Source organism: Limnohabitans sp. (assembly GCF_023910625.1).
In the GTDB taxonomy this organism is placed as follows: Bacteria; Pseudomonadota; Gammaproteobacteria; order Burkholderiales; family Burkholderiaceae_C; genus Limnohabitans_A.
On sequence record NZ_JAAVVW010000003.1, the window covers coordinates 2296991 to 2314405 of the forward strand.

Consider the following 17415-nt stretch of genomic DNA (forward strand, 5'->3'; position numbering starts at 1 on the left):
ACCATGAAACTTCGTCGTCATTTGCTCAGCCTGCTGGCTGTGGCCGCTGGCTTGGGTGCCTTCACCGCTCCGGTGGTGGCTGCTGAATACAAAGCCGAGTACCGCATGTCGCTGGTGTTGGGACCTCCCACACCTTGGGGCCAGGCTGGCAAGATGTGGGCCGACACGGTCAGGGAGCGCACCCAGGGTCGCATCAACATCAAGCTCTACCCCGGCGTGTCGCTGATCCAGGGTGACCAGACCCGCGAATTCAGTGCATTGCGCCAGGGCGTGATCGACATGGCCGTGGGCTCGACCATCAACTGGTCGCCTCAGGTCAAAGAACTGAACCTGTTTTCGCTGCCATTTTTGATGCCCGACTACGCGGCCATTGACGCGTTGACGCAAGGCAGCGTGGGCCAGAAGATTTTCCAGACCCTGGACAAGTCGGGCGTGGTGCCTTTGGCTTGGGGTGAAAACGGCTTCCGTGAACTCACCAACTCCAAGCGCCCCATCAAGTCGCCAGCCGATTTGAAAGGCATGAAAATCCGTGTGGTGGGCTCGCCCATTTACTCGGACATGTTCTCGGCCATGGGGGCCAACCCCACGCAAATGAGCTGGGCCGATGCGCAGCCTGCGCTGTCCAGCGGCGCCGTGGACGGTCAGGAAAATCCGCTGTTCTTGTTCACCGTGCTGAAAATGCACACCGTGGGTCAGAAATTCGTGACCACTTGGGGCTATGTGGCAGACCCGCTGATCTTTGTGGTCAACAAGGACATCTGGGCGTCGTGGACACCCGCTGACCAGGCCATCGTGCGCCAGGCCGCTGTGGACGCAGGCAAAGCCGAAATCGCCATTGCCCGTAAAGGCTTGGTTGAAGCCGACAAGCCAGTCCTCAAGGACATCGCCGCCATGGGCGTGACGGTGACATCGCTCACCGCCGACGAGCGCGATGCCTTCGTCAAAATCACCCGCCCGGTGTACGAGAAGTGGAAAAACACCGTGGGCCCTGCCCTGGTGAAAGAAGCCGAAGCCGCTGTTGCTGCACGCAAGAAGTGATGTCTGACGTGGCCAGCCAAGCGCTGCTGGCCACATGCGCACCTTCAGGTGGCCGGCATCCTCAGAGTGCGTTGGCCCCTCCCCGTGATCCTGTGGCCTTCTTGCTGCGAACGAGACACGGGATGGCATCTGCTGGCGCCACAATCTATGCATGCTTCATCAGACTCACCTACACCGTCATGACCGACGTGCCTTGCTCGTAGCGCTCGTATTGGTGGTTATCTGGGGGGGCAACTTCACCCTGCAAAAGTACCTTCTTGAGCTGCTCACGCCGGGGGGCTTTTTGTGGGCGCGCTACCTGATCATGCCTGTGTGTGCGTTGTTGATGCTGCGCTGGCGCTTTGGCCATTGGCTGCCCCCTTTGCCCCGCAAGGACTTGATGCACATGGTTTGGCTGGGCTTCATTGGTCATTCCTTGCATGTGGGTTTGGTCACTTATGGCGTGCACTGGTCCACGGCGTTTTCCAGTTCGGTGATTTTGGCCTGCGGACCGATTTTGACCTTGTTGATCCTGCGGTATCAGGGCCTTGAGCGGCTGACTGCGGCGCAAATGTCCGGTGTGGCCTTGGCTTTTGGCGGGGTGTTGATGTTCTTGTCCGACAAGTTGCTGGGCGGCCATTGGCGGGCCGGTGGGGGAGATTTGATTTTGCTGCTTGCCGCGAGCCTGTTTTCCTATTACACCGTGGCCGTCAAGCCCTTGATGGAGCGACATGGTCCGGTGTTGACCATGGGCTATGCCACCTTGTTGGGGGGCTTGCCGGTGTTGCTGCTGTCGGTGCCAGCTGGACTGGATGCAAATTGGTCGGCTTTGGGTTTTTGGGCCTGGGTGGGCTTGTTTTGGTCCATTTTGGTTTCGGCTTTCATTGGCTGGTTGGCCTGGGGCTGGATCAACAACGTGCGTGGGGTGGCCCGCACTGCGCCCTTGATGTATTTGATGCCCCCCGTAGCGGGCCTGTTTGCTTGGGCGCTGTCGGGGGAGCACTACTCCTGGATCAAGCTCGCCGGAGCGGGTGTCACTCTGCTGGGCGTGGCGATGGCGCAGTACGCTGGGCAAATCAAGTGGCGCTTGCGCTGAAGCGATGGGCCAGCCGAGCACTCGCCGGCTTGTGGCTCCTGCGATCTGTTGTCAGGCCCTGAACCAGGTGTCGTAAGCGGTTTTGCAAATCAAGGCCAGCACCACCAGGATGAACACTTGCCGCACAAAGCCCGCACCGTGTTTCAGCGCCAGCCGGGTGCCGATCAGGCTGCCGATGATGTTAGACACCGCCATGACCAGCGCCAGGTGCCACCATACATGGCCCTGGATGGCAAACAGCATGAGCGCAGAAAAGTTGGTGGCCACATTGATCAGCTTGGCCGAAGCCGAGGCGTTCAAAAAGTCGTAGCCCATCAGCCGTACATAGGCAAATACCAAGAAGCTGCCCGTGCCAGGACCGAAAAATCCGTCGTAAAAGCCGATCGTCAATCCGATGGCGGCACCCACCCAGGCCTCTTGTGCCCCGCTATAGCGTGGCGCGTGGTTGCGGCCCATGTCTTTTTTGGCCAGGGTGTAGATCAGCAACACGGCCAACATCACCGGTAAGGCTTTGCGAAACAGTGCGGGGTCGACCTGTGTGACCACCCAGGCCCCGATCAAGGAGCCCAACAGACCCGCCCCAGCCGCAGGCAGCAAGGCGCGCCAGGGCATGACCACTTTGCGGCTGTACTGCACCGTGGCAAAAGCGGTGCCCCAGATGGAGGCGCTTTTGTTGGTGCCAAACAAAGTGGCGGGGGCTGCCCCCGGAAAGGTGGCAAACAAGACGGGAAGCAAAATCAGACCGCCGCCGCCCACGATGGAGTCCACCAGTCCGGCCAACAATGAGGCCAGCGTGACAATCAATAATTCCATACAAAGTATTGTGTCACTGCTAGGGCGGCTGAACTGTCGCGCAGTCGCAAGTTGACGGGTAAAAAAAAGCGCCGCAGAGGCGACGCTTTGAAAGATACACCTCGTTTGGGTGTTGGGTGATGTTCGAATTCTTCGGGTTTCGAGTTGTCTCCTCAGCCCTCAGGATGCAAAGACTGCATTGCATCGAGTTCATGGACTGTAATGGGTGATGCCCCTGTTTATTCTCAGGGGTTTCCCGACCGGGGGAAATCCCTGCCCGTGGGCAGCTGCAATCGGTGTTCAGGCCTCGCGAGCTGCGTCGCTCAAGATCAATCGAGCCGCTTTTTCTGCAACCATCAGGGTAGGGCTGTTGGTGTTGCCACTGGTGATGGTGGGCATGACACCGGCGTCGACCACGCGCAAGCCGGCCACGCCGCGCACTTGCAAGCGCGCATTCACCACCGCCATCGGGTCGTCGTCGCGCCCCATGCGGGTGGTGCCCACCGGGTGAAAGATGGTGCTGGCAATGTCGCCGGCCAGTTTGGCCAGCTCTTCGTCGCTTTGGTACTGCACGCCGGGTTTGAACTCTTCGGGCGCAAAAGCCCTCATCGCGTCTTGCGCCATGATGCGGCGCGTCACGCGCAGGCTGTCAGCGGCCACCTTGCGGTCTTCGGCGGTGGCCAGGTAATTGGGCGCGATGGCGGGGGCGTCTTCAAAGTGGGGTGTCTTGATCTGCACTGTGCCCCGACTGGTGGGGTTGAGGTTGCACACGCTGGCCGTGATGGCCGGGAAGCTGTGCAGCGGCCCACCAAACGCGTCCAGACTCAGGGGCTGTACGTGGTATTGGATGTTGGGCCAGGCCCGGCCCGGATCGCTGCGGGTGAAGGCCCCCAGCTGGCTGGGTGCCATGCTCATGGGGCCGGTGCGCTTGAAGGCGTATTCCAGGCCGATCATGGCCTTGCCCCACAGGCTGCTGGCCAAGGTGTTCAGGGTCTTGGCGTTTTGGACCTTGTAGACCGAGCGGATCTGCAAATGGTCTTGCAAGTTGGCCCCCACCCCGGGCAAATCGACCTGCACCGGCACGCCTTTGGACCGCAGCAGATCGGCCGGGCCAATGCCCGAGAGCTGCAAAATCTGCACCGAGCCGATGCTGCCCGCGCTCAAGATCACCTCGGCCCGGGCACTCACGCTCACGGCTTGTCCCTGGCGCACCAAGTTCGCGCCCACGCATCGCATGCTGCCATCGGGCCGGGGGGCCAGTTGCAAAGCTTGCACCTGAGTTTCGGTCCAGACCGTCAGATTGGGGCGCTGCTGGGCGGGACGCAAAAACGCCTTCGAGGCATTCCAGCGCCAGCCGTCTTTTTGGTTCACCTCAAAGTAGCCCACGCCCTCGTTGTTGCCGGTGTTGAAGTCCGGCGTGGCCGGGATGCCGGCCTGCACCGCGGCTTGGGCAAAGGCGTCCAGCACCTCCCAGCGCAGGCGCTGCTTTTCGATGCGCCATTCGCCCCCATGGCCGTGCAGCGCGGCAAATTCGGCAGGCGCTGCGGCGTCCAGTTTGTGGTGGTTTTCGTGCGCCTTGAAAGCGGGCAGGCAGTTGCGCCAAAGCCACTGCTCGTCGCCTGTGATCTGCGCCCAATGGTCGAAGTCACGCGACTGGCCGCGCATGTAAATCATGCCGTTGATGCTGGAACACCCACCCAGCACTTTGCCACGCGGGTAGCGCAAGCTGCGCCCATTCAGACCCTCGGTCGGTTCGGTCTGGTACAGCCAGTCGGTGCGCGGGTTGCCGATGCAGTACAGGTAACCCACCGGAATGTGCACCCAGTGGTAATTGTCCTTTTGGCCCGCCTCCACCAGCAAGACCCGCTTGCTGGGGTCGGCGCTCAGGCGGTTGGCCAGCAAACAGCCCGCAGTGCCCGCGCCGACGATCATGAAGTCGAAGCTGTTGTTGCTCATGGTTTTACCCGGTCTCCTGCACAGCCGATTGTGCCTGTGGATTCTTGCAGGTCGGGGCTCACAAGCGCATCATTTGGCGGTGGGCATCACAAACTCAGCACCCTTGCCGATGCTCTCGGGCCAGCGCTGCATGATGGACTTTTGCTTGGTGTAAAAACGCACGCCTTCTTCACCATAAGCGTGCATGTCGCCAAACAGCGAACGCTTCCAGCCGCCAAAGCCGTGCCAGGCCATGGGCACGGGAATAGGCACGTTGATGCCCACCATGCCCACCTGAATGCGGCGCGCAAACTCGCGCGCCACGTTGCCGTCGCGGGTGAAACAGCTCACACCGTTGCCGAACTCGTGGTCGTTGATGATTTGCACCGCCGTGCCAAAGTCGGGCACGCGCACGCAGGACAAAACGGGGCCGAAGATTTCTTCCTTGTAGATCTTCATGTCGGTGGTCACGTGGTCGAACAGCGTGCCGCCCAGCCAGAAGCCGTGGTCACAACCGGCACCGGCTTTCGCGCCGTCAAACTCGCGACCGTCAACCAGCAGCTTGGCGCCTTCGGTCACACCGGCGTCGATGAAGCCTTTGATGCGCTGACGCGCCGCGTCGGTCACGATGGGGCCCATCTCAGCGGCCAGGTTTTCACCGTTGAGCACTTGCAGCGCTTGGGTGCGCTCAATCAGCTTGGGCAAAATTTTGCCGGCCACATCGCCCACCAGCACGGCCACCGAAATCGCCATGCAGCGCTCGCCCGCCGAGCCATAGCCCGCGCCAATCAGCGCGTCCACGGTCTGGTCGATGTCGGCGTCGGGCATGACCACCAGGTGGTTTTTGGCACCGCCCAGGGCTTGCACGCGCTTGCCGTGGTGCGCACCGGTTTCGTAGATGTAGTTGGCGATCGGGGTGGAGCCGACAAAACTGATGGCCTTCACATCGGGGTGCTCCAGCAACGCGTCCACGGCTTCTTTGTCGCCTTGCACCACGTTGAACACGCCGTCGGGCAGACCGGCTTTTTTCAGCAACTCGGCCATGAACAGCGACGCGCTGGGGTCGGTCGGGCTGGGCTTCAAGATGAAGGTGTTGCCCGCCGCAATCGCCACCGGGAACATCCACATGGGCACCATCACCGGGAAGTTGAACGGCGTGATGCCCGCCACCACGCCCAGCGGCTGGCGCAAGGTCCAGTTGTCGATGCCAGTCGACACCTGGTCGGTGAAGTCGCCCTTGAGCAGCTGCGGGATGCCGGTGGCAAATTCCACGATGTCGATCCCGCGCGAGACTTCGCCCTGCGCATCGGTGAACACCTTGCCGTGCTCGGCGGTGATCATGTGGGCCAGCTCGTCTTTGTGGGTGTTCAGCAGTTCGAGGAACTTGAACATCACCCGGGCGCGTCGCAGCGGCGGCGTGTCGGCCCAGGCGGGAAACGCCGCTTGCGCAGCGGCCACGGCCTTGGCGACTTCAGCGCTGTTGGCCAAGGCCACGTGGCCGGTCACGCCACCGGTGGCGGGGTTGGTGACGGGCTGGCTGCGGCCCGAAGCGCCTGCGGCGACTTGGCCGCCGATGTAATGACCGATGCGGGTGATGCTCATGGGGTGCTCCTTGTGGCTTGCGCCTGTTGCTCGTGAATGTGTGTCTTGTGTAGGAGCCCACCCTGTGGGCGATGATGGCTGGCCACAGCGTCAAACAATCGCCCACAGGGGTGGGCTCCTACAAAAAATCAGCGCCTTTATTGCAGCTCTTGCCCATCAAAAGCACTGAAAGTGCATTGAGTGTAGGCACCTCCGCACCCCCTCACAAGCCCGTAAAGCTGAATTGATTGTTCAAAATAGTGAACAATACTTATATGGAAGAGCAAAAAATCAACACCCTTTGGACCCACCTGCACTGGCTGAGCGTGTTGGCGCAGCAAGGCAGCTACACGGCCGCTGCCGCTCGGTTGGGTGTGAGCAAGGCCGCCATGAGCCAACGCATCGCCGAGCTGGAGCGTGCCGCCAAAGTCACCCTGGTGCAGCGCACCACCCGCAGCCTGCGCCTGACCGAGGCGGGCCAAAGACTGGTCGACGAGACCCGCGCATCAAACGACTGCGCTACTTCATGCAGCGCGACAGCGCGGTGCTGGGCATGGTGCTGCGCATCTTTCTGCGGGGCATTGCACAAACGCTGCAAGTCAACAGTCCGGGTGCGGCCAATGCAGACAACGCAGCACTGCACATCGGCGCAATCGCCTTCATCCACCGCTTCGGCTCCAGCCTGAACGGGCATGTGCACTTCCACGTCTGCGCAGTCGATGGCGTGTTTGAGGAAGTGGCGGGCGAGGGCGGTGCTGCCGCTCAAGCTCAAGCCCGTGCGCAAGCCTGTGCGCCGGGTGTCATCTTCCACCCGGCCACTGGCGTAGATGCGGATACCGTGGTCCAAGTGCAGGCCAACTTGCACCGACTCATCCTGCGCGCCTTCGTAGGCCGTGGCTTGCTGGAGAGTTTCGAGGCCCAAGAGATGCTGGCCTACCGGCACAGCGGCTTTTCGGTGGCGCGGCGCAAAGGTCGACGAGATCACCCTCACGCCGCTGGAGCTGATTGATCGCATGGCCGCCTTGGTGCCGCCACCGCGCACGCATAGCCACCGGTATTTCGGCGTGCTGGCACCGAACTCACCCTTGAGGCCTGCTGTCACGGCGCTGGCACAAGATGCAGTGGTACAACCGGCGCAGGTGCAAGCTGAGCCAGCCAGCACAGGGGCGGTCGCGGGCGCAGCGGCACCTGAGGCAGGCAACCCACTCCTAACCCAGGCCGAGCCGACCCAGCCGGTGCAGCCTAAGCGCCCAGCGCACTACCTGTGGGCGGTGCTGATTGCCCGCATCTACGAGGTGTTCCCGCTGGTATGCCCCATCTGTGGCGGGCAAATGCGCATCATCGCCTTCATCACCTACAGCGCTGACATCCGGCTAATACTGGAGCACATCGGGGTGGAGACAGAGCCACCGCGCATCACTCCGGCACGCGGGCCGCCGCTGTGGGACGGGTGCGATGCGCCCATGGGCGAGGGTGTCGAGGTTGAGCCAGATTGGGACGAAGCGGCCCAACCGGCGCCGGACTTTGAGGTCGATCAGCGCATCAGTTGATGAGGGAAGGCAACAGCGGTTTTGTCAACGCTGCGGGGCAGGGCTGCGCCTGGTGCTGCCCAAAAATGCGCAAACCGAAAATCTCGGGCGACAGGCCTTGAACAAGCGCTCAGACAGACCCAGGTTGAAGGCCTGTGATGTCCAAAACATGGGTCATAATCGCCCTCATGCGGTTGGATTTCCTATCCGCCGGGTTGGCTTGCTTCGAGACCCTTGACCCGCGACCGGTCGGTCTGGTCTGACCAGCTTTTGCGGGGGTTCGTATCTTGCGGGTTCAATAGCTTTCATGGCAAGATTTCATGGGTTGGCATTATTTTGTCCAAAATTTAGGGGGAGGGTTTGATGTCTTCTAGTACGAATATGACAGCCTTCGTTACTGGCGGCGGCTCCGGTATCGGAAAGGCTTTATCGTTTGCCTTGTCAGCACGAGGGATAACCGTGTGTGTATCCGACCTAAACCTGAATGCAGCGCAGGCCGTTGCAGTGGAATGTGGTCCTCGTGCCACCGCTATTGCACTCGACGTGTGTGATGCAGATGCGGTCAAAGTGGGTATTGAAAATTTTGCTGCTGGCAATGGAAGGCTGGACTACATTTTCAACAATGCTGGAATCGGGATTGCCGGCGAAGCCAACGACATCCCGCTTGACGCGTGGAGACGTATCGTTGATATCAACTTGTACGGCGTTCTACATGGCGTGCTCGCCGCGTACCCGATCATGTTGAAACAGGGTTATGGACACATCGTCAATACAGCGTCGCTGGCGGGTTTGGGACCGGCGCCACTCTTTGCGCCTTACGCATTGACCAAACATGCAGTTGTCGGGTTGAGTACCAGTTTACGCATTGAAGCGGCATCGAAAGGCGTGCGCGTGAGCGTGGTTTGCCCAGCCGCTGTTGAAACCCCGCTACTGGACAGCGATAATCCTGCTGAATTCAAGATCGGTTCAGCACCGGATTCTCGACGCTTTTTGACGGCGTTGGCCGGACCACCTTACTCAGTGGAGAAGTGCGTTCAGGAAATCATGGAGGCAGTAGACAAAAACAAGAGCGTTATCGTGTTGCCAGCTCGGGCACGTATGGCATGGCGCATGGGAAGGTGGTTTCCGGCACTCGTTGAAATGCTCAGTCGTTCCGCGCTGGCGAATGAAAGAAAAGCAATCAAGTAGTCGATGAACAGCACTCTCGAGCGATGCGTTCAGGGTGGCTGGAACGCGCAACTCAATGTCGGTGTTCAGCCCACTGTTGCCATCCAACTTGGTTGGGTGTATTTCCGCGATGCGCACGTACCCGACAGTTGTCGCCCGCGTAAAATGCGCAAACCGAAAATCTCGGGCGACTGGCCTTGAACAAGCGCTCAGACAGACCCAGGCTGAAGGCCTGTGATGCCCAAAACCTGGGCCATAATTGTCCTCATGTGGTTGGATTTCCTATCCGTCGTGCCTCGACGTGGCGGGTGTGCGATGAAGTATTCCGGCTAGTTTTTTGCAGTAACTTTTCTCAACATTGTTTCAATCTGATAAGGACGACGAATATGAAGCTTTCAACAATTTCTATTGGAACCGCTGCTGCTGTCATGAGCATCTGTGCAAGCTCGGTGGCATCCGCCCAATCGGCAACTTATGTCGTGGAACCAACGCATACTTTTGTGACGTGGGCGGCGAAGCATTTTGGGACATCCACCTCGCACGGCCGCTTCGACAAAAAGAGCGGCACCATCACCATCGACCGTAGCGCCAAGACCGGCAAAGCCGAAATCACCATCGATATGAAGTCGATGAATACAGGTGTGGCGGCGTTTGACAAACACTTGACGAGCGACGATTTTTTTGCCGCTGAGAAATTTCCTGAAGCCAAGTTTGTTGGTACCAGCTTCAAGTTTGACGGCGACAAGGTGACGGAAGTCGCTGGTACATTGACGCTGCGCGGCAAAACCAACCCCGTCACGCTCAAATCGAATGGTTTTGGCTGTTATATCAGCCCATTTGTGAAACGTGAAGTGTGCGGCGGTGATTTTGAAACAACCATCACACGCAGCCAATACGACATGAGCTATGGCCTGCCAGGAATCCCTGATGCCATTCGTTTGAATATCCAAGTAGAAGCAATCAAGCAAGACTAATCATTTGCATCGCCAACTCAAAATGATTTGCGGGTGACTGGTGGCACACCAGCCATCGTCGCCCGAGTTTTGACAAAGCCCGATCCGGCAACGGTTCGGGCTTTGCGCTTTGTGCGCCCAGCATGGGCGCGCACCTGCGGGTGCATGTCCCGCTGCGAGCTGGTCACAGTGAGCAAAGTCAAGCGCAACTGCGTGAGGGCGACCGAGCGTGGGAAGGAAGCGTGGAGCGTAAATCGCGAGCCGATGAACAAGAACCGCATAGAAGGCGCTGCCAAGCAGGGCGAGTGGGCAAAGAACCGCAAAGCTCTTGTGACCAAGGCGAGGTGGCGTAGATGCGGCGGTTGTGCGATGAAGGTGTGCGACCCTTACCTGGGGAGATCTCGCCTTGCGTCTGAAAGGGCGACGGCTTTGCCGGAGTGAGAAGTCAGCACAGGTCGTAGTAGTGCAAGCCCGAAACCTGAATGGGAGGTGCGGCCAGCACGAAGGACCGAACGAGAGTGAGTGAGCGAGGACAAGAAGATGTCAAAGGCCATGCGTCAGATGCCGGGGCAACCTGGGCGGGCAAGCGTAGCAAGCGGTGAAGCCGCCAGTGATCTTGCCAGCGGCGAAGCCTGCGGCCCGCCTCTTGAGCACCCGCGCACAGGGTCGGCAAAGCAGCTGGCAGGCACTGGTGGCCTGCTGGAGGCGGCGCTGACGAGACAGAACCAGCAGGCGGCGTGGAAGTGGGTCAAGGCCAACAAGGGTGCAGCAGGGGTGGACGGGCTCAGCATTGAGCAAACGGCCCAATTGCTGCGCCAAAGCTGGCCAGACATTCGCCAAGCGCTGCTGGCAGGACGCTACCGGCCCAGCCCGGTACGCAAGGTGATGATTCCCAAACCGGACGGCAGCCAGCGAGAGCTGGGCATCCCGACGGTGACAGATCGACTGATCCAGCAGGCCCTTTTACAGGTGCTGCGACCGCTGATCGACTCCACCTTCAGCGACCACAGCCACGGGTTTAGACCGGGCAGGCGTGCACACGATGCGGTCAAGGCCGCACGGGCGTACGTCCAATCGGGCAAACGCGTGGTGGTGGACGTGGACCTGGCCAAGTTCTTTGACCGGGTCAACCACGACATCCTGATCGACAGGCTCAAAAGGCGCATCGACGACGCTGGAGTCATCCGGCTGATTCGGGCTTACTTGAACGCTGGGATCATGGATGGCGGGGTGGTGGTCGATCGCCATCTGGGCACGCCGCAAGGCGGACCGCTCAGCCCGCTGTTGGCCAACGTGCTGCTAGACGAAGTGGGCAAGGCGTTGGAGGCGCGCAGCTACTGCTTCGCGCGCTACGCCGACGATTGCAACGTTTACGTGGGCAGCAAGCAGGCGGGCGAGAGGGTGATGGGCTACCTCAGGAAGCTGTACACGGGCTTGAAGCTTCAGATCAACGAAGCCAAGAGTGCCGTAGCCAGCGCCCTTGGGCGCAAGTTCCTGGGGTATGCGTTGTGGATGGCCAAGGGCAAAGAAGTCAAATGTGCGGTGGCCTACAAGGCACTGGACAACTTCAAGGCTCGCATCCGGCAACTCACGTGCCGCTCGGGCGGGTGCAGCATGGCGCAGGTGGTGGAGAAACTGCGGCCCTACCTGCTGGGCTGGAAGGCGTACTTCGGGATGGCGCAAACAACCAGGGTCTGGCGCGAGCTGGACGAGTGGCTGCGCCACCGACTGCGGGCCATCCAGCTCAAGCACTGGAAACGGCCCAGGGCGATCTATCGGGAATTGAAGGCATTGGGAGCGAAGGAGAATGTGGCGCGGCAAGTGGCGGTGAACAGCCGTCGCTGGTGGCGCAACAGTGACCGAGCACTACGAGAGCTGGCTTGAGTTGGCCAGCGCGGGCCAGTTCGACGGGCAGGGCGACCACCACAGCCCCAAATCCTATGTGCGCAAAGCCTTCGAGAAATATCTGGAGTGCGGCATCTTTGCGCACGGCTTTGCCCGCGCCCGCTGCGGTGACTGCGGGCACGACTTTCTTGTCGCCTTCTCCTGCAAGGGCCGGGGCGTCTGCCCATCCTGCAATGCGCGGCTCATGGCAGAGACGGCGGCACACCTCACCGACCACGTCTTCCCCCGCCTGCCGGTGCGCCAGTGGGTGCTGTCGGTGCCTTTGAACAGATCGAGCAAAGCTTTGCCCAGGTGCGTGACTTGGCCGAACAGCCCAGCGGTTTGCTGCGCGTGACCGCCCCTGTGGCGCTGGCCCGCCAGCAACTGGTGCCGCTGTTCGCCGCTTTCTTGCAAGACTTTCCGGATGTGCGCATTGAGCTGGACTTGTCCGGCCGCCTGAGCGCCTTGGCCACGGAAGGCTACCACTTGGCCATCCGCCACACCGCCCGCCCGCCCGACACCCATGTGGCTTGGGCACTGTGCGCCACCGAATCGGTGCTGGTGGCCACCCGTGCTTACATGGGCCAACATGGTGATCCGCAAAGCCCCGCCGAGCTGCAAGCCCACAACTGCCTGCATTACCCCCGCTCGCAAGACACCCCGGCGTGGACTTTCGAGCCGCGCCAGCCTTCAGACGTGGGCGAGCGCATCACCGTGCCCGTGAGTGGCAATTTCGCCGCCAACAACAGCGAAGCCTTGCGCGAAGCGGCCTTGACCGGCGCAGGCGTTGCCCTCCTGCCCGACTTCAGCGCCCAAGCCGAGTTGCGCAAGGGTCACTTGGTGCGGGTGCTGCCCGACTGGAAACCCGTAGGCGCTTTTGCCGAAACCATCTACGCGATCCGACCGTATGCGCCGCATGTGCCCCGGGCAGTGACGACGTTGGTCGCGCATTTGAGGTCAAGTTTGGAGGGCGGTTTCGGCGTCTGAACCTTTCAGTCAAGGCGCAGTTCAGCGACCGGCTAGCACCGGAAACAGCTTGTGCAGCCCGTCGGCCATCACCTCCACCGCCAGCGCAGCCAAAATCAAACCCATCAGCCGCGTCATGACGTTGATACCGGTTTTGCCCAAAATGCGGGCAATCGGGGTGGCCAGCGAGAAACACAGCGCGGTGGCCAGGGCGATGACCACGCCGTAGCCCACTAGGGTGGCCAGTTGGGCAAAGTCTTTGGCTTTTTCGGCGTAAATCACCACGGTGGACATGGTGGCCGGGCCGGTGAGCAGGGGAATGGTCAGCGGCACCACGGCGATGCTGGCACCGACAGCTGCTTTGGCTTCGGCATCGTGCACCTCGTCGGCGTTGGCGCGGGCTTCGGCGGGCTGGGCGTTGAGCATCGACAAAGCCGCTGTGAGCAGCAGCATGCCGCCGCCGACCTGAAAGCTGGCCAGCGAGATGCCAAAAAACTCCAGAATTTGCAGGCCCAGCAAGGCGCTGGCTGCGATCACCACAAAGGCGGAAAAGGACGACACCCAAATCGTTCGCTTGCGCTGTGCCGGGCTGAAGCCTTGTGTGTAGTGGATGAAAAAAGGAACGATGGCCAAGGGGTTGACGATGGCCAGCAGGGTGATGAGCGGTTTGAAGTCCATCGCGCCATTGTGCCCCTTCGGGCGGCGGTTCAGGCCGCTGGGGTGCGGCGTCGGAACATGCTCCAGCCTTCCATGTGCAGCACCTTGTCGCCATGCTGGTTGAACATTTCCCACAGGTTGCGCGTCATGCCGACATCGGGGCGCTTGCTCATGGGTTTGGTCTCGAGCACCGTGCTTTGCAGGCGCAGGGTGTCGTTCGGGTAGACCGGTTTGAGCCATTTGAGACCTTCAATGCCGGGTGAGCCCAGGCTGGAGGTCTCTTGCAAGAAGTTGGTCACCATCAGCCGCATGGCCATGGCGCAGGTGTGCCAGCCACTGGCTGACAGTGCGCCAAAGACCGAGGCTTTGGCCGCTTCGTCGTCCAGGTGAAAGGGTTGCGGGTCAAACTGGTTGGCAAAAGCGATGATCTCTTCGCGGGTGGGCGTGATGCTGCCCATGTCGCGCACCTGGCCCACTTGCATGTCTTCCCAGTAATACTTGATCTGCGCCATCAACGGCCTCCCGAAATGTCCAGAAAACTCATGGTGGTGTAGCTGGCACTGTCCGAAAGCAGCCACACAATGCCCTGCGCCACTTCTTCGGCTGTGCCGCCGCGTTGGGCAGGCACCAGGTGCTGCAGATCTTTGACCCGGTTGGGCAAGCCGCCCGAGGCGTGGATCTCGGTCTCGATCAGGCCCGGACGCACGGCGTTGACGCGAACGCCCTCGGCGGCAACTTCTTTGGCCAAACCGATGGTGAAAGCATCGATGGCGCCCTTGGCGGCGGCGTAATCCACGTATTGGCCCGGTGAGCCCAGGCGCGATGCGGCGCTCGACACGTTGACGATGCTGCCGCCTTCACCGCCATGGCGGGTGCTCATGCGGCGCACGGCTTCGCGGGCGCAGATCATGCTGCCGATCACGTTGATGTCGAACATGCGCTTCCAGCGGGCCACGCTCATTTCATCGACGCGTGCCGTCACGTCCACCACGCCTGCGTTGTTGACCAGCCCGGTCAGGCGGCCGAATTTGGCGTCGATGTGCTCGAACATGCGCAGCACCTGCGCTTCGTCGGCCACGTCGGCTTGCACCGACATGGCTTGCCCGCCCGAGGCGCGGATCTGGCGCACTACTTCGTCGGCCGCCAGCGAGTTGGCGGTGTAGTTCACTGCGATAGCCCAGTCGCTTTGTGCCGCCAACAAGGCGGTGGCCGCCCCGATGCCCCGGCTGCCGCCGGTCACCAACAAGACTTTGTTCATGGAGTGTCTCCTGCAAAAAATGGTGAGAACGGTTAAAACCTTGTCTCGTTCAAAGATTACACAACACACAAGGAGACAGCATGGGTCGCACAGTGGACTATTACTTCGCCCCCCAAAGCCCCTGGGCTTATTTGGGCCACCAGCGCCTGGCCGACATGGTGCTGCGCCACGGGGCCACGGTGCGGGTGATGCCGATCGATTTGGGGGGCAAGGTGTTCCCGATTTCGGGTGGCTTGCCCTTGGGGCAGCGTGCCCCGCAGCGCCAGGCGTATCGGCTGTTGGAGTTGCAGCGTTTCAGCCAGCACCTGAATCTGCCCCTGAACATCAAGCCCAAGTATTTCCCTGTCGGTGGCGACGACTCGGCCCGTCTGATCATTGCCACCGATCTGGCCCAAGGCCCGCAGGCGGCCATGCAGATCACGGGCGCGATTTTGGCGGCTTGCTGGGCGCAAGAGCGCAACATGGCCGACGACAAGGTGCTGGCCGAACTGTTGCAAGAGCAGAACTTGCCAGTCAGCTTGATGACGCAGTCACGCAGCCAGGCGGTGCAGGTGCGTTACGAGACCTATACCCAGGCGGCGATAGACGCGGGCGTGTTTGGCGCGCCCAGCTATGTCGTCGGTGGCGAGTTGTTCTGGGGCCAGGACCGCCTCGATTTTGTCGAGCGCGCACTGGCACGCTGACACGCATTTTTCACTGAAAGGAAGACACATGGGAACGATGATCGAACTGAAGTCGGCCGACGGCACGTTGGTGCCCGCCTACGAAGCACGCCCTGCAGGCACACCCAAGGGGGCTGTGGTGGTGATTCAGGAAATTTTTGGCGTCAATAGCCACATCCGCCAAGTGGCCGATGGCTATGCGGCAGAGGGTTACCTGGCTGTGGCCCCGGCCGCCTTCCACCGCGTCAAGCTGGGGGTGGAGCTGGGGTACACCGATGCCGACATGGGCGAAGGCTTTGGTTACAAAACGGCGGTGGAGGCTTTGCCCGCGCCCGGCGTGCTGCAAGACATTCAGGCGGCCGTTGACCATGGGGCCCAGGCTTCAGGGGGCAAGGTGGGCATCGTGGGTTATTGCTGGGGCGGCTTGCTGACTTGGCGTGCGGCCTGCACTTTGTCCGGCCTCAGCGCGGCGGCACCGTATTACGGTGGCGGTGTGACCACAGAAGCCGAAAGCGTCCGCCAGCCTCGCGTGCCTGTCATGGCGCATTTTGCGGAAGAAGACAAATGGATCCCGTTGGATTCTGTCGCGACTTTCAAAAACGCACATCCGCAAGTGCAGGTGTTCACCTATGCCGCACACCACGGCTTCAACTGCGACCAGCGCGCTTCATGGCATGCGCCTTCGGCCCAGCTGGCGCGTGAGCGCACGCTGGCGTTTTTCAAGCAGCACCTGGCTTGAACTGCCCAGCCCATGGAGGGCTCATTTTGGCAACGCTGGATCGCGATCATTTTCCCGTTCGGGCCAGGTAGCGTTTACGCCAAAACACCAGGCCCATGATCAAGGCAATTGTGATCATGCTGCCTAAGGTCCACCAGAAGGCGCTGGCCTTGTGCAGCCAGGGCATGAATTCAAAGTTCATGCCAAAAATGCCCGCAATCAGGTTCAGCGGTAAAAAGATGGCGGTCAGCGCTGTCAGGGTGCGCATGGTGTCGTTGGTTCGGTTGCTTTGAACGTTGAAGTGCATCTGCACGGCGCTTTCGGTGTTGTGCTCCAGCCGGCGCACATGCTGCACCACCCGCTCAATGTGCTCCAGCACGTCTCGGCTGCGGATTTTGAGCAGTTCATGTTCGCCTTGTGCGGCTGCGTCTTCGGCCACGCGCCAATTGTCCAGCGATTCCGTCCAGCTTTGCACGGCGGTGTGTTGGTCCTCGCACAGGGCTTCAATCTGGTGCAGTGCCATGCGTGCGTGCAGCAGGGCATCCCAGCGGTTGAAGCGGGTGCGCGGGTGCAGCAGCTCGCCTTGCCAGTGGTCGAGTTGACGGCTCAATTCGCGACGCAAATGGAGGTAGCCATCGACCATGTGGCTGACGATGCGCAGCATCATGTCGGCCGGACTCTGGGGCACGCCACGTGCGCCGGACGAGCGCGGGTCCGCCGAATCCGGATTGTGTGTGCTGGCCAGAAGGCGACTGGCGTAGGCTTCTCGCACGGCGCAGTCGGCTGGGTGCACGCTGACCAGCACCCTGTCAAAGACGGCAAAACCCACGGGGCTGGTGTCGATGCGTTGCAGCACGGGTGGGCCAGGGCGCTTGCCAGTTTGCAGGTTCAGACCCTTGTCCGGGCTGGTCACGGTGCTTTCCGGGCGCTGGGCCAGTCGACGGAACACCATCAGGTCGTAATGCGAGCTGTAATCAAAACGCGAGGGCAACTGGGCATTCAGCAGGTCTGAAACATGCAGGTCTACCAGGGTCTGACCGGTGAGTTGCTCAAGGCTGCGCTGGATCGCCCCCAGCTCACTCTGGAAGTCCTCGCGGGAGCAAGCGATCCAGACATAGCCCTGATCGGGCAGCTGCTCCGGTAAGGTCAGTCCGGCCTGAACGTGTGCGCCCGCGACGCTGAAAACCCGCATGAAGGCGT

The 17415-nt window shown here is 61.1% G+C and carries 14 protein-coding genes and 4 pseudogenes; 11 read left to right on the plus strand and 7 right to left on the minus strand.

Features of this window, described 5'->3' with window-relative positions; all coding sequences use genetic code 11:
• Positions 1-3: 3 nt before the first annotated feature.
• Both HEQ17_RS14480 and HEQ17_RS14485 read left to right on the plus strand, forming a co-directional pair.
• Complete coding sequence (locus tag HEQ17_RS14480; protein WP_296293391.1) at positions 4-1038, plus strand: DctP family TRAP transporter solute-binding subunit; 1035 nt, start codon at positions 4-6, stop codon at positions 1036-1038.
• 193 nt (positions 1039-1231) lie between these two features.
• Complete coding sequence (locus tag HEQ17_RS14485) at positions 1232-2113, plus strand: DMT family transporter (protein WP_296293392.1); 882 nt, start codon at positions 1232-1234, stop codon at positions 2111-2113.
• A 51-nt stretch (positions 2114-2164) separates the two neighbouring features.
• Here HEQ17_RS14485 and HEQ17_RS14490 read toward each other — a convergent pair whose 3' ends face one another.
• From HEQ17_RS14490 to HEQ17_RS14500, 3 genes are all read right to left on the minus strand, one after another.
• Entirely contained in the window at positions 2165-2926 is a 762-nt protein-coding gene (locus tag HEQ17_RS14490; RefSeq protein ID WP_296293393.1) for a TSUP family transporter, read from the minus strand.
• Between the two features lie 279 nt (positions 2927-3205).
• The gene (locus HEQ17_RS14495) at positions 3206-4861 is read right to left on the minus strand and encodes a GMC family oxidoreductase N-terminal domain-containing protein (protein WP_296293394.1); all 1656 of its coding nucleotides are present in this window, start codon (positions 4859-4861) and stop codon (positions 3206-3208) included.
• Between the two features lie 69 nt (positions 4862-4930).
• The gene (locus HEQ17_RS14500) at positions 4931-6442 is read right to left on the minus strand and encodes a CoA-acylating methylmalonate-semialdehyde dehydrogenase (protein WP_296293395.1); all 1512 of its coding nucleotides are present in this window, start codon (positions 6440-6442) and stop codon (positions 4931-4933) included.
• 254 nt (positions 6443-6696) lie between these two features.
• Here HEQ17_RS14500 and HEQ17_RS14505 point away from each other — a divergent pair.
• The 7 genes and pseudogenes from HEQ17_RS14505 to HEQ17_RS14535 form a co-directional block, all read left to right on the plus strand.
• A pseudogene (locus tag HEQ17_RS14505) lies at positions 6697-6924 on the plus strand (LysR family transcriptional regulator); the annotation flags it as partial.
• Positions 6925-6929: 5 nt separating this feature from the next.
• Positions 6930-7971, plus strand: a pseudogene (locus tag HEQ17_RS14510) (transposase); the annotation flags it as partial.
• A 342-nt stretch (positions 7972-8313) separates the two neighbouring features.
• A complete protein-coding gene (locus HEQ17_RS14515; protein WP_296293396.1) occupies positions 8314-9138 on the plus strand; it encodes an SDR family oxidoreductase in 825 nt (274 codons plus the stop codon).
• 365 nt (positions 9139-9503) lie between these two features.
• Positions 9504-10091, plus strand: a complete 588-nt coding sequence (locus HEQ17_RS14520) for a YceI family protein (protein WP_296293397.1) — start codon at positions 9504-9506, stop codon at positions 10089-10091.
• Between the two features lie 519 nt (positions 10092-10610).
• Positions 10611-11954 (plus strand): group II intron reverse transcriptase/maturase, encoded by a 1344-nt coding sequence (ltrA, locus tag HEQ17_RS14525; RefSeq protein WP_366938050.1) that lies wholly within the window; start codon positions 10611-10613, stop codon positions 11952-11954.
• Positions 11926-12237 (plus strand): annotated as a pseudogene (locus HEQ17_RS14530) (transposase zinc-binding domain-containing protein); the annotation flags it as partial. The gene ltrA and the pseudogene HEQ17_RS14530, both read left to right, overlap by 29 nt.
• A pseudogene (locus tag HEQ17_RS14535) lies at positions 12234-12941 on the plus strand (substrate binding domain-containing protein); the annotation flags it as partial. The pseudogenes HEQ17_RS14530 and HEQ17_RS14535, both read left to right, overlap by 4 nt.
• Before the next feature lie 21 nt (positions 12942-12962).
• Here HEQ17_RS14535 and HEQ17_RS14540 read toward each other — a convergent pair.
• From HEQ17_RS14540 to HEQ17_RS14550, 3 genes are read right to left on the minus strand one after another with little or no spacing between them, the layout of a single operon-like run.
• The gene (locus HEQ17_RS14540) at positions 12963-13598 is read right to left on the minus strand and encodes a MarC family protein (RefSeq protein WP_296293398.1); all 636 of its coding nucleotides are present in this window, start codon (positions 13596-13598) and stop codon (positions 12963-12965) included.
• Positions 13599-13627: 29 nt separating this feature from the next.
• On the minus strand, positions 13628-14089 hold the full coding sequence (locus tag HEQ17_RS14545) for a MaoC family dehydratase (protein ID WP_296293399.1): 462 nt from the start codon (positions 14087-14089) through the stop codon (positions 13628-13630).
• Complete coding sequence (locus tag HEQ17_RS14550; protein WP_296293400.1) at positions 14089-14835, minus strand: SDR family oxidoreductase; 747 nt, start codon at positions 14833-14835, stop codon at positions 14089-14091. Before HEQ17_RS14550 ends, HEQ17_RS14545 begins: the two co-directional genes overlap by 1 nt.
• A gap of 80 nt (positions 14836-14915) precedes the next feature.
• On the opposite strand from HEQ17_RS14550, the gene HEQ17_RS14555 reads away from it, so the two are divergent.
• Both HEQ17_RS14555 and HEQ17_RS14560 read left to right on the plus strand, forming a co-directional pair.
• Positions 14916-15518: a 2-hydroxychromene-2-carboxylate isomerase gene (locus HEQ17_RS14555; protein WP_296293401.1), complete on the plus strand. Its 603-nt coding sequence runs from the start codon at positions 14916-14918 to the stop codon at positions 15516-15518.
• A gap of 28 nt (positions 15519-15546) precedes the next feature.
• Positions 15547-16236 (plus strand): dienelactone hydrolase family protein, encoded by a 690-nt coding sequence (locus HEQ17_RS14560; RefSeq protein ID WP_296293402.1) that lies wholly within the window; start codon positions 15547-15549, stop codon positions 16234-16236.
• A gap of 46 nt (positions 16237-16282) precedes the next feature.
• Here HEQ17_RS14560 and HEQ17_RS14565 read toward each other — a convergent pair whose 3' ends face one another.
• Positions 16283-17407, minus strand: a complete 1125-nt coding sequence (locus tag HEQ17_RS14565; RefSeq protein WP_296293403.1) for a magnesium transporter CorA family protein — start codon at positions 17405-17407, stop codon at positions 16283-16285.
• Positions 17408-17415: the final 8 nt, after the last annotated feature.

Coding starts and splice junctions, on each gene's coding strand:
- HEQ17_RS14550 (WP_296293400.1), bottom strand. CDS start 14,835: ATGAACAAAGTCTTGTTGGTGACCGGCGGCAGCCGGGGCATCGGGGCG.
- HEQ17_RS14555 (WP_296293401.1), top strand. CDS start 14,916: ATGGGTCGCACAGTGGACTATTACTTCGCCCCCCAAAGCCCCTGGGCT.
- HEQ17_RS14560 (WP_296293402.1), top strand. CDS start 15,547: ATGGGAACGATGATCGAACTGAAGTCGGCCGACGGCACGTTGGTGCCC.
- HEQ17_RS14545 (WP_296293399.1), bottom strand. CDS start 14,089: ATGGCGCAGATCAAGTATTACTGGGAAGACATGCAAGTGGGCCAGGTG.
- HEQ17_RS14500 (WP_296293395.1), bottom strand. CDS start 6,442: ATGAGCATCACCCGCATCGGTCATTACATCGGCGGCCAAGTCGCCGCA.
- HEQ17_RS14540 (WP_296293398.1), bottom strand. CDS start 13,598: ATGGACTTCAAACCGCTCATCACCCTGCTGGCCATCGTCAACCCCTTG.
- ltrA (WP_366938050.1), top strand. CDS start 10,611: ATGTCAAAGGCCATGCGTCAGATGCCGGGGCAACCTGGGCGGGCAAGC.
- HEQ17_RS14495 (WP_296293394.1), bottom strand. CDS start 4,861: ATGAGCAACAACAGCTTCGACTTCATGATCGTCGGCGCGGGCACTGCG.
- HEQ17_RS14565 (WP_296293403.1), bottom strand. CDS start 17,407: ATGCGGGTTTTCAGCGTCGCGGGCGCACACGTTCAGGCCGGACTGACC.
- HEQ17_RS14480 (WP_296293391.1), top strand. CDS start 4: ATGAAACTTCGTCGTCATTTGCTCAGCCTGCTGGCTGTGGCCGCTGGC.
- HEQ17_RS14490 (WP_296293393.1), bottom strand. CDS start 2,926: ATGGAATTATTGATTGTCACGCTGGCCTCATTGTTGGCCGGACTGGTG.
- HEQ17_RS14515 (WP_296293396.1), top strand. CDS start 8,314: ATGTCTTCTAGTACGAATATGACAGCCTTCGTTACTGGCGGCGGCTCC.
- HEQ17_RS14520 (WP_296293397.1), top strand. CDS start 9,504: ATGAAGCTTTCAACAATTTCTATTGGAACCGCTGCTGCTGTCATGAGC.